The sequence below is a fragment of the Pseudonocardia bannensis genome, assembly GCF_012911875.1.
Lineage (GTDB): Bacteria > Actinomycetota > Actinomycetes > Mycobacteriales > Pseudonocardiaceae > Pseudonocardia > Pseudonocardia bannensis.
In genome coordinates, this window is sequence record NZ_JAAXKZ010000057.1 from 24,445 (window position 1) to 34,643 (window position 10,199).

The 10,199-nt window shown below is 72.3% G+C and carries 12 protein-coding genes; 9 read left to right on the plus strand and 3 right to left on the minus strand.

What is annotated here, in order from left to right; genetic code table 11:
* The first annotated feature begins 119 nt into the window (after nt 1-119).
* From HF519_RS16255 to HF519_RS16280, 6 genes are all read left to right on the plus strand, one after another.
* Nucleotides 120-512: an FAS1-like dehydratase domain-containing protein gene (locus tag HF519_RS16255; protein WP_169413798.1), complete on the plus strand. Its 393-nt coding sequence runs from the start codon at nt 120-122 to the stop codon at nt 510-512.
* Complete coding sequence (locus HF519_RS16260) at nt 509-859, plus strand: MaoC/PaaZ C-terminal domain-containing protein (protein ID WP_169413799.1); 351 nt, start codon at nt 509-511, stop codon at nt 857-859. The genes HF519_RS16255 and HF519_RS16260 overlap by 4 nt, the downstream gene beginning before the upstream one ends.
* Nucleotides 859-1,650: an enoyl-CoA hydratase/isomerase family protein gene (locus HF519_RS16265; protein ID WP_169413800.1), complete on the plus strand. Its 792-nt coding sequence runs from the start codon at nt 859-861 to the stop codon at nt 1,648-1,650. The genes HF519_RS16260 and HF519_RS16265 overlap by 1 nt, the downstream gene beginning before the upstream one ends.
* An 8-nt stretch (nt 1,651-1,658) precedes the next feature.
* On the plus strand, nt 1,659-3,038 hold the full coding sequence (locus HF519_RS32930) for a phenylacetate--CoA ligase family protein (protein WP_169413801.1): 1,380 nt from the start codon (nt 1,659-1,661) through the stop codon (nt 3,036-3,038).
* Nucleotides 3,035-3,304, plus strand: a complete 270-nt coding sequence (locus HF519_RS16275; protein WP_169413802.1) for a hypothetical protein — start codon at nt 3,035-3,037, stop codon at nt 3,302-3,304. Before HF519_RS32930 ends, HF519_RS16275 begins: the two co-directional genes overlap by 4 nt.
* A 102-nt stretch (nt 3,305-3,406) precedes the next feature.
* Nucleotides 3,407-4,102, plus strand: coding sequence for a TetR/AcrR family transcriptional regulator (locus HF519_RS16280; RefSeq protein ID WP_169413803.1), 696 nt, complete (start codon nt 3,407-3,409; stop codon nt 4,100-4,102).
* A gap of 35 nt (nt 4,103-4,137) precedes the next feature.
* Here HF519_RS16280 and HF519_RS16285 read toward each other — a convergent pair whose 3' ends face one another.
* From HF519_RS16285 to HF519_RS16295, 3 genes are all read right to left on the minus strand, one after another.
* Nucleotides 4,138-5,034 (minus strand): 2-dehydropantoate 2-reductase, encoded by an 897-nt coding sequence (locus HF519_RS16285; protein ID WP_169413804.1) that lies wholly within the window; start codon nt 5,032-5,034, stop codon nt 4,138-4,140.
* Between the two features lie 283 nt (nt 5,035-5,317).
* Nucleotides 5,318-6,703, minus strand: coding sequence for a dihydrolipoyl dehydrogenase family protein (locus HF519_RS16290; RefSeq protein ID WP_211170115.1), 1,386 nt, complete (start codon nt 6,701-6,703; stop codon nt 5,318-5,320).
* Nucleotides 6,704-6,809: 106 nt separating this feature from the next.
* Nucleotides 6,810-7,328, minus strand: coding sequence for a hypothetical protein (locus HF519_RS16295; protein ID WP_169413805.1), 519 nt, complete (start codon nt 7,326-7,328; stop codon nt 6,810-6,812).
* Between the two features lie 387 nt (nt 7,329-7,715).
* Here HF519_RS16295 and HF519_RS16300 point away from each other — a divergent pair, with 387 nt between their 5' ends.
* The 3 genes from HF519_RS16300 (at nt 7,716) to HF519_RS16310 (ending at nt 10,012) form a co-directional block, all read left to right on the plus strand.
* Complete coding sequence (locus HF519_RS16300; RefSeq protein ID WP_169413806.1) at nt 7,716-8,675, plus strand: carbon-nitrogen hydrolase family protein; 960 nt, start codon at nt 7,716-7,718, stop codon at nt 8,673-8,675.
* Between the two features lie 86 nt (nt 8,676-8,761).
* A complete protein-coding gene (locus HF519_RS16305; RefSeq protein ID WP_169413807.1) occupies nt 8,762-9,382 on the plus strand; it encodes an L-threonylcarbamoyladenylate synthase in 621 nt (206 codons plus the stop codon).
* A gap of 150 nt (nt 9,383-9,532) precedes the next feature.
* Nucleotides 9,533-10,012, plus strand: a complete 480-nt coding sequence (locus HF519_RS16310; RefSeq protein ID WP_211170116.1) for an Hsp20/alpha crystallin family protein — start codon at nt 9,533-9,535, stop codon at nt 10,010-10,012.
* Nucleotides 10,013-10,199 lie beyond the last annotated feature (187 nt).

Sequence of the window (10,199 nt, forward strand, 5' to 3'; positions counted from 1 at the left end):
GGCCGGCCCGCGCTCCGAGGTAAGCAGCCGTCCGAGAATAAGTCAACCGACTAGTCGGACAAATAAATTCGTGGTGTGATGGCCGGGTTGATGTCGGCAGCGCTGCGACGGAGGCAGACATGCGCGAAGACGCCAAGGGCACCACGCTGATCGAGGACGAGCTGAGCGTCTCGACCGCCACACTGCAGGCCATGGACAAGGCGATCGGCACGCCCAGTGCCGGGGACACCGCGACGTTGGTGCCCTACTTCGGCGCCGTCATCGGCGGTGAGTCGACCGTCGTGGACGGGCTGGGCCTGGATCTGTCGCGGGCCCTGCTGGCCGGCATCGGCTACGAGTGGCATCGGGCCTTCGTCCCCGACGAGAGGGTGCGCGTCCGGGTCGTGGTCGAGGACGTCTACACCAAGGGCGCCAACCAGTTCGGGATCGTCGTCGCCGAGTTCGCCGATCTCGACGGCGCACCGGTGCAGCGCCAGTCCATCACCTTCATCGAGCGGGGAGGCAGCCGATGAGCGAGCGCCTGCACGAAGCCACCCGCGGTCCGGTCAGCCGGGTGCAGATCGCCCGCTACGCCGGCGCCGTGAACGACTTCAACCCGGTGCACGTCGACGAGGAGTTCGCCAAGCGCGCCGGCCTGCCCTCGGTCATCGCCCACGGCCCGCTGACCGTCGCGCTGGCCCTCGACGCCGTCGTCGAGCAGCTCGGCCCCGCGGCGCTGCGTTCCGCGCAGGCGCGGCTGTCCGCCCCGGTGTTCCCGGGCGACGAGCTGACCGTGGTGCCCACCGACGACGGGGTCGAGGTGCGCAAGGCCGACGGCACCCCGGTCGCCACCGTCGCGCTGGCCCGGGACGGTGCCTGATGGGCTACCAGTACCTGACCGTCGACGACGAGCCGGGCGGGGTCCGCGTCCTCACCCTGAACCGCCCGGACCGGCTCAACTCCTGGAACGCCGACATGCGCCAGGAGCTCCGCGACGCCGTCGACGACGCCGCCTTCGACCCCACGCTGCGGGTACTGATCATCACCGGCGCGGGGAAGGCGTTCTCGGCCGGTGAGGACGTCGGCGGCATGGGTGACCTGACCGCATTGGGCACCAAGGGATTCCGGGCCCACGCCCGCCGCATCCACGACGTCTTCGACACCGTCGAGGCCATCGAGCTGCCGGTGATCGCCGCGGTGGACGGGGTGGCCGCGGGTGGAGGCTTCGAGCTCGCGTTGTCCTGTGACTTCCGGGTGGCCGGGGAGAGCGCCCGGTTCGTGATGCCGGAGGCCAAGGTGGGCCTGATCCCGGGCTCCGGGGGGTGCTCGCGACTGGTCCGCCACGTCGGGCTGGGCCGGGCCAAGGAACTGGTGATGCTCGGCGGAACGCTGCGCGCCCCGCAGGCCCGCGAAGTCGGGCTGGTCACCGAGGTGGTGCCCGACGGCGGTGCACTGGACGCGGCCCGGGCCATGGCGGCCCGGCTGGCGGGACTGGCCCCGCTGGCGCTGGGCATGGCGAAGCTCGTGCTCAACACCTGCACCGACGTGGACGCCGAGACCGGCCGTCGGCTGGAACGGCTCGGCCAGAGCGTGCTCAAGACGACCGAGGACCACCGGGAGGGCGCGCAGGCCTTCCTGGACAAGCGCGCCCCGAGCTGGCAGGGCCGGTAGGAGGACCCGTGATCCCGCACCGCACCGACCACCACCACTGGAACGCCGCGACCCAGACCGCCTCCCGCGAGCAGCTCGACGCCCTGCACCTGGAGCGGATCCGCCACCTGGTGGGCTGGGCCTACGAGAACTCTCCACTGCACCGCCGGATCTACGACGCGGCCGGGGTCAAGCCGGCCGACATCAGAACCTGGGACGACTACCACCACCGCCTGCCCTTCACCGACAAACCGGACTACGTGGCCGACCAGGAGAGCGGTGACAGCGGGTTCGGCGGCGTCGCGCTCGGGACGGACCGGTGGCAGCAGTACTTCCACACCACCGGCACCACCGGCCGGTTCCTCAACGAGGCGTTCACCCATTACGAGATGCACAAGGCCGGATCCCAGTACTGCTACGGCCTGTGGGACCACGGCATCCGGCCGAAGGACTCGATCTACTTCTGCTTCGACTTCGGGATGTGGATCGGGCTCTGGAGCTACTACTGGGGCGCCCGCAACCTCGGCCTGACGATCATCTCCGGCGGCGGGGCGTCCGGTGCCCAGCGGGTCCGGCAGATCCTGGAGCGCCGGCCGACCATCGTCTGCGGCACCCCGACCTATCTGCTGCACCTGGCCGAGATCGCTCAGCGCGAGGGGCTGGACATCCGCGAGGCCGGCGTGAAGATGGTCGCCGGCGGCGGTGAGGCCGGCTTCTCCATCCCGGCCACCCGCGAGCAGCTGAAGCAGGCCTGGGGCGTCGAGCACGTCTACGACGCCTACGGGGTCGGTGAGGCGCTGTTCATCGGGCAGTCCTGCGCCGAGTGGGCGGGCGGGGTGCACGCCGTGGAGGACGTCTGCCACTCCTACTCGGTGGATCCCGATTCCGGCGATCCGATCACCGCCTCCGGTGAGGTCGGCGAGCACGTGATCACGAGCTACACCCACTTCGCGCAGCCGTTCATCAAGTACCGCACACACGACCTGGTGCGCATCGACACCGCGCCCGACCACGGCTGCGGCTGGACCTGGAAGCACCTGCCCGGCGTCGTGCTCGGCCGGGCCGACTTCATGGTGACCATCCGCGGTGTGAACGTGTACCCGACCGCGGTGGAGAACCTGATCGGGGAGGTCCCGGGGCTGTCCAACCACTACGAGCTGCACATCAGCCGGGTGGAGGGCATGGACCGGATGCTGGTGAAGGTCGAGGCCGGGCCCGGGGTGGTCGACGGCAGCGGCGTACTGGCCGACCGGCTCGCCGACCACCTGCGCGCCAACATCGGGGTGCGGCTGGAGACCGACGTGCTGGCCCCGGGTGCGCTGCCGCGCTACGAGCTCAAGACGAAGCGGATCTTCGACAGCCGGTCCGCGAGCGAACGGCCGATCGCGACGCTCGGAGGACGGGCATGACCACGACGGACATGACGACCACGGACCTGACCGGCACAGGCACGCCTTCGGTGCCTTCGGTGCTCGGCGCGGAGGCCGACGCGCAACGGGAACGGCTCGTCGCGCTGCGTCGCCGGCTGCTCGCCGAGCAGGCGGGCGCGCTCAGCCCGGCCGTGGCCCGCGCCCTGGAGATGGCCGACGCCTATCTCTTCCTCGCCCTCGGCTACGTCGGCCACACCGAGGAACTGTTCCCCGGGGAGGCCCCCGGGGCGGCCCCCGGTCCATGATCAGGCGTTCGATGCGCGAACAGCCCCTCCGAGGGCACTGACTACAGTGGGGCGCTGTCGTCGCGAGATCCGCCTCGCGACGACAGCGCAGGGAGAAGGCCGATGACTCCGCCAGCCCATCCGGGTGAGCCGGCAGAGGTGCCACGTCGACGTCCTGGTCGACCGCGCCTCACCGAGCCGTCGCCGGAGTACCGGCAACGGCTCGAGGAGATCATCGAGACCGGGACCAGGGTCTTCCACGACCGCGGCTACGACTCGGGATCGCTGGACGACGTCGCAGCCGAGCTGGGCCTGCGGAAGGCCAGCCTCTACCACTACCTGCGCAGCAAGGCCCAGTTGCTCTACTTCATCTTCGACCGCGCGATCACCCTCGCACTGCAGCAGCTCGACGAGATGTCCCACATCGCCGACGCGCGCCAGGAACTGGCCACGCTGATCGCGCACCAGGTCCGCATGGTGGCCGACGAGCCGAGCCTGTTCGCGGTGTTCTTCGACCAGCGGCCACGCCTCGACGACGCGTTCGAAGAGGAGATCCGGCAGAAGGAGCGCACCTACGTCGCCCGGATCGCGGCGGTGGTCAAGCGCGCCGTCGCGGCCGGCGACCTGCCGGACGTGGACCCGCGCCACGCCGCGCACGCCCTGCTGGGCATGACCAGCTGGGTGTACAAGTGGATCGACGCCGATCGCGACGACCCCGACAAGGTCGCGCAGACCATGATCCGGATGGTTCTGGGTGGGCCGATCGACGTGCCCGCGCTGCTCGCGGCCGTCCCGGGCTCGACCCTGCGCGCTCCGTGAGCGGCTGACCCGCACATCCCTGCGCGGCCCCCGGGTCAGCCCGCCCCGCACTCCAGCGCGCCGAGCAACGCCAGCAGGGCCCGGTTCGCCGGCACCGGAATCCCGTGGCGGTCGGCGAGCCGCACGATGACGCCGGTCAACCCCTCGTACTCCAGCGCCCGGCCGGCCAGCCGGTCCTGCAGCATCGACGAGGTGCTGCCCGGTTGCAGTCCCTGCAGCCAACGTAGGGTCTGCTCGACGCACTCGTCGGGCAACACCGCGCCCTCGGCCCGCCCGACCGCGACCGTCTCGCGCAGCACGTCGGTCGCCAGTTCGGCCACCGCGGGATCGCGCAGCACCTCGATGCGGCGCCCGGTCAGCGCGGTGACGGGGTTGGCCACGGCGTTGGTGAGCAGCTTCAGCCAGGCGGCGGTGCGGAAGTCCGCGGCGATCTCGGCGCGGACCCAGGTGCCGTCGAACAGGCGCGCGACGCAGTGTCCGGCCGCGTCGTCGGGCAGCACGAGTTCGCGCTCGGTGAGCCGGGCCCGGGCGGCACCCGGGCCGGTGCGCTCGGCGTTGATGTAGACCAGCGCGGGCGCGACGGCGCCGTCGACGACGGGGGAGAGCCGGTCGCGGTGGTCGACGCCGTTCTGCGCGGCGATCACGTGGCTGTCCGGTCCGGCCAGCGCGGACAACCACGGCAGCACCGACGACGTCTGGTGGATCTTGGTGGCGAGCAGCACCCAGCGCGCCGCCGGCAGATCGGCGGGACGCTCGGCCCACCGAACCGGATAGCGCCGCTCGCCCCGGTGGTCGGTGAGCGTGATCGCGTCGAGTGGTGTCCCGCCGCACACCACGATGGGATGGCCGGCCTCGGCGAGTGCGGCGGCGAGCGTGGTGCCGACCGCGCCCGAACCCACCACGGCCACTGCGTCGGGTGCCGGCGCAGACATGGACGCTCCTGTTCTGTTCGGGATCCCGGGCCCGGTCGGGCCCCTGAGCCGCCTCAGCCTGCCAGCCGACCGGTGACGCCCGGCCGCCACCGGCGGTTCACCGCACGATCCAACTCGTCACGAACGGCCGCACCCCTGCTGCCCACCGACGAGAGGCCCGACATGGTCACCGGATTCCTCGTGAACGGCGCGGTTCTCGCCGCGGCCCGCGCTCCGTGAGAGCTCCGCCGAGGCCGCGTCGACGACGACCTCGTAGCCGTCGGCCCGACGCCGCCGGGGGCCGTCAGCGCGCACGGGCGGCGAGTTCTCGCAGGGGGACCGCGTAGGCCTCGGAGAAGGTGGGGAAGGCGTGCACGACGTCGGCCAGGACGGCGAGCGGTACCTGCGCGCGGATGGCCAATGTGGCCTCGCCGATCCATTCGTCGGCGCTCGGGCCGATGGCGGCGGCGCCGATCAGCACGCTCTGCTCCCGATCGGCGGTGAGGACCAGCCGTCCTCCTGCCGTTCCCGCCGTCGAGTGGCGGGGCCTGTCCGACAGGTCCGCCACCGCGGTCACCGTGTCGATCCCCCGCTCCCGGCTCTCCTGTTCGGTGAGGCCGACGCCGGCGACCGCGGGCTCGGTGTAGACGACCCGCGGGATCGCCCGGTAGTCGGCGGCCGCGTCCCCGCCGAGCAGGTTCGCGACGACGATCCGCGCCTGATAGTTGGCCGTGTGCGTGAAGGGAGCCACGCCCGTGACGTCCCCGGCCGCCCATATGTGTCGCTGGCCCTCGACACGACAGTGGTCGTCGATCCCGACCTCACCCCGCTCACCGAGCTTCACATCGAGGAGGTCCAGCCCCAACCCGTCGGTCACCGGCTGCCGGCCCGCCGCGACCAGAACCCGCTCGACGTCCACAGCCGCCCCGTCGGACAGATGTAGCCGGGCCTGCCCTCCCGGGGTGGGCTCCGCCCGGTCGACCTCCACTCCGAGCCGCACGTCGACCCCGTGGTCGCGCAACACCTCGGCGAGGACGGTCGCGACGCCGGGCTCCTCGTTCCCCAGCAACTTCGGGGTCGTCTCCACCAGCGTCACCCGCGCGCCGAAGGCGACATGTGCCTGGGCGAGCTCGCAGCCCACCGCGCCGCCTCCCACGATCAGCAGCGAGTCCGGCCGGTCCGGGGCGGAGAGCGCCTCGTCGCTGGTCCAGGTGGGCACCTGGTCCAGTCCGTCGATCGGCGGCCGCGCCGGCCGAGAGCCCGTCGCCACCACGATGTCGGTGCCCCGCAGCTCCCGTTCTCCCACCTCGACCACTCCGGCGGGTCCGATCCGGCCGCGGCCGCGCACGACCGTGACCCCACGCTCCTCCAGGCCTCTCGCGGCGTCGGTGTCGTCCCGCCACCCGGATATCCGGTCGCGCCGCCGGGCCGCGTGCCGGTAGGCATCCGCATCGTCGTCCAGGTTCAACGGCACCGCACTGCCCCCCAGATCCGGGAGCCGGCGGACATCGTCTCGCGACTGGGCGCTGCGCAGGATCGCCTTGCTCGGGATGCAGGCCAGATACGGACACTCACCCCCGATCCGCAGTGCCTCCACCAGGGCCACCGACCGACCGGCATCGGCCAGATCCCCCGCGATGTACTTCCCGGCCGAACCGGCGCCGACCACCACCGTGTCGAACAGCTCCATGCTTGCGGACTACCCGGTGGAAGGCGCCACCGCGCGCCCGACGAGGAAACGACGCCGCCGGTGTGCCCGGCCTGCCCGGAGGCGGGAGCGACGCGCCCTCGCCGGCTCAGTCCCCGGCCGCCTGGCCGCTGATCGGCACACCTGCGACGGTGAACGCGAGGGTGCCCGAGTTCATGTCGGGAAGCTCGACGGTGCAGGCGTACACGATGGCCTCCCCGGGCACCAGCCTCTTGCGCACGGCAGGTGGATCGCTCATCGGTACCGACGCGCCGCGGAAGGTCAGACCGGTCGGGCCGAGATCCCTCGGCACGACCGTGACGGGCTCGTTGCCGATGTTCACCCCGGCGATCGTCACGCTGACGCCACCGCTGGTCTTGCTGATCAGCGCCGTCACCTGCAGGTTGCGCGCACCGACCGCCGGTTCCGCGAACCCGACCGGCAGCGCGGCCGCCGGGCTGGTGGAGGTGGCGGCGGGCGAGGCCAGGACAGATGCCGGGCTCGGTGGCGCGGCACTCGGCGGCGCGGCACTCGGCGGCGCGGGGGAGGCCACTGTGGAGATGATTCCGGCAGTGAGCGCCGCCGTCCCGGCGGCCACCGCGAGATGGCTCCACCGGGGGCGTGGCACGGCACGATGACGCCCGGCGGGGGGCACGCGCCGGATGCTACCGGCGCCCGTAGCCGGCAGGGCCGACCTCGCCCGATGTAGGGCCGGACGGCTGCCGATCCCACGTCGTTGGCCTCCCGCCCACGGCGGCCCGGGGTTCGGTCCGGCACCGCTCGATCGGTGGCGCCGGAGAGCCATCTCCGACCTCGGGTCGGGTTCTGGTTCGGGCTCGTACCGGTTGGACCTCCGTGGCGACGCAGGACTCATCGGTCGCGCGATGCCCTTCTCGGCCGGGCTCCCGCGGACCGGCCCTGCCGCGCCGGTCCGCGGCACGAGACGATCACCCGGTTGCTGTGCCGAACGCCCAGGCTGTGAAGATTCAGGCCTTCGGCGGAAGAGGGGGCAGGCATGGGCACGACGGATCGGCCTGATGCGCGGCGGGTCGCCGCCGTCCAGATGCAGGCGGTGCTGGGCGACGTCGACGCGAACCTCGCCCAGGCGGAGCGCCTCGTGTCCGAGGCGGCGCGCAACGGCGCCGAGTGGATCGCACTGCCGGAGTTCTTCACCAGCGGCGTGGCGTTCCTGCCGGCGGTCGCCGCGGCGGCACAGCCGCTCGACGGACCCGCCGTGCGGGCGATGCAGGAGTGGGCCGCCGCGCACGACGTCCTGCTCAGCGGCAGCCTGCTGGTGCGCGACGACGACGGCGACGTGCGCAACGCCGTTCTGCTCGTGGACGGTACCGGGATCCGGGGGCGCCACGACAAGGATCTCCCGACGATGTGGGAGAACGCGTTGTACGTCGGCGGGTCCGACGACGGCGTGGTCGACGTCGACGGCACCACGATCGGGCTCGCCGTGTGCTGGGAGCTGACCCGCCGGCAGACGGTGACGCGCCTCGCCGGCCGCGTCGACGTGGTGCTCGGCGGCAGCGGTTGGTGGACGGTGCCGAGCTGGCAGCCACGCCGGGTTTTCGATGCGTGGGACGCGGCCAACACCGCACGTGCGGCCGAGGCGCCCGGGCGGTTCGCCCGGCACGTCGGGGCTCCGGTGGTGCACGCCTCGCACAGCGGGGAGGTGTCCTGCCCGATGCCGGGGCTGCCCCTGAACTACCGGGGACGCTACGTGCCGGCCACCGGCGTCTGGGCGGCGGACGGGACCGCCCTCGCGGTGGCCCCCACCCCCGAGCCGCAGGTGGTGTTGGCCGATCTGCCGCTGCGCCGCGCGACTCCGGTCCCGCCGCCCGCCTCGTACTGGCTGACCCCGCCCGGGCCGTTGCCGCTGTTCGCGTGGCACCAGCAGCGCTGGCACGGCCGGCGGTGGTACGCGAAGCACCAGCGCTCGGCTCCCGCTGCGGCCCACAGCGCCTGACGCCGGACCGTCTCCCGCCTCGCCGACCGGTGACTCCCGCCCGATCGCGGCCCCACGACGCCCCCGCATGATCCTAGGCTCAGCGCATGGCGAGGTACTTCGATGTGCATCCGGACAATCCGCAACGGCGTGCGATCGGCCAGGTCGTCGACCTCGTCCGCGAAGGCGGGCTGATCGCCTACCCGACCGACTCCTGCTTCGCCCTGGGATGCCAGCTGGGCAACAAGGAGGGGCTCGACCGGATCAGGGAGATCCGCGATCTCGACGACCGGCACCACTTCACGCTCATGTGCCGGGACTTCGCTCAGCTCGGCCAGTTCGTCCAGGTCAGCAACGCGGTGTTCCGCCTGGTCAAGGCGTCCACGCCGGGCAGCTACACGTTCATCCTGCCGGCGACGAGGGACGTGCCGCGCAGGTTGCTGCACCCGAGGAAGAAGACCGTCGGGGTCAGGATCCCGGAGCACGCCGTCACGCAGGCGCTGCTCGACGAACTCGGTGAGCCGCTGCTGTCGAGCACCCTGCTGCTGCCCGACCAGGACGAGCCGCTGACCCAGGGCTGGGAGATCAAGGAGCGGCTCGATCACGCGGTGGACGCGGTCATCGACTCCGGTGACTGCGGCATCGAGCCGACGACCGTGATCGACCTGTCGCAGCCGGAACCCGAGATCGTGCGCCGAGGGGCCGGGGACACCTCTCGGTTCGAGTAGCCGGTCGGAGCGACGACAGCGGGCCGAACGGCGTGCCGACGCGTGCGGCGAGGCCCGACAGGACGACGGTGAGGTGCCGAAGGGCCCTGGAGCGCCGACCGCACAGCAGGCAGGGTCCGTGGCGTCGGGACCACGAGTGCGAGGTGAGCCATGGACTCCTTCCTTCAGCGGGACAAGGGCACGGCGCAGCCGGGAACCCTGTTCAACCGCATGGACCGGCTGTTCGAGGAGTGGGTCCACTCGCTCGGGCGACGCCGGCCCTTCGGGCTGGGTGGGGAATCGCCGGGTGAGGACGTCATCCCCGTCGACGAGTACCGCGATGGGGACACGCTGGTCGTGCGAGCGGAGATCCCGGGTGTCGACCCGGAGCGGGACATCGAGCTCTCGGTCTCCGACGGCATGCTGGAGATCAAGGCCGAGCGGCGGATCGAGAAGAAGACCGAGGGTGAGGGCTTCCAACTCCAGGAGCTGCGCTACGGCAGCTTCCGCCGGGCTCTGCCCCTGCCTCCCGGAGTCTCCGAGTCCGACGTGACCGCGATCTACCGGGACGGCATCCTCGAAGTCCGGATCCCGGTACCCGAGCCACCGGCCGAACAGGAGCCCACGAAGATCGCGATCAACAAGGGGTGATGGAGCGCCGGCGCCCCCGGTGACCGCCGAGAACGCTGTCGTATCCGGGCAGCACGGCCCCGCGGCGCGTGGGGTCGCACCGCGGCCACTCCGGCGCCCGTGGCTGGCCCCGCTGCCCGCCCGGACAGCGGCGGTGGCGGGGGTAGCGGCGCCGGCTCCGGCGGAAGTGGGGGCTCCGGCGGTAACG

Coding starts and splice junctions, on each gene's coding strand:
- HF519_RS16255 (WP_169413798.1), top strand. CDS start 120: ATGCGCGAAGACGCCAAGGGCACCACGCTGATCGAGGACGAGCTGAGC.
- HF519_RS16260 (WP_169413799.1), top strand. CDS start 509: ATGAGCGAGCGCCTGCACGAAGCCACCCGCGGTCCGGTCAGCCGGGTG.
- HF519_RS16265 (WP_169413800.1), top strand. CDS start 859: ATGGGCTACCAGTACCTGACCGTCGACGACGAGCCGGGCGGGGTCCGC.
- HF519_RS16275 (WP_169413802.1), top strand. CDS start 3,035: ATGACCACGACGGACATGACGACCACGGACCTGACCGGCACAGGCACG.
- HF519_RS16280 (WP_169413803.1), top strand. CDS start 3,407: ATGACTCCGCCAGCCCATCCGGGTGAGCCGGCAGAGGTGCCACGTCGA.
- HF519_RS16285 (WP_169413804.1), bottom strand. CDS start 5,034: ATGTCTGCGCCGGCACCCGACGCAGTGGCCGTGGTGGGTTCGGGCGCG.
- HF519_RS16290 (WP_211170115.1), bottom strand. CDS start 6,703: ATGGAGCTGTTCGACACGGTGGTGGTCGGCGCCGGTTCGGCCGGGAAG.
- HF519_RS16300 (WP_169413806.1), top strand. CDS start 7,716: ATGGGCACGACGGATCGGCCTGATGCGCGGCGGGTCGCCGCCGTCCAG.
- HF519_RS16305 (WP_169413807.1), top strand. CDS start 8,762: ATGGCGAGGTACTTCGATGTGCATCCGGACAATCCGCAACGGCGTGCG.
- HF519_RS16310 (WP_211170116.1), top strand. CDS start 9,533: ATGGACTCCTTCCTTCAGCGGGACAAGGGCACGGCGCAGCCGGGAACC.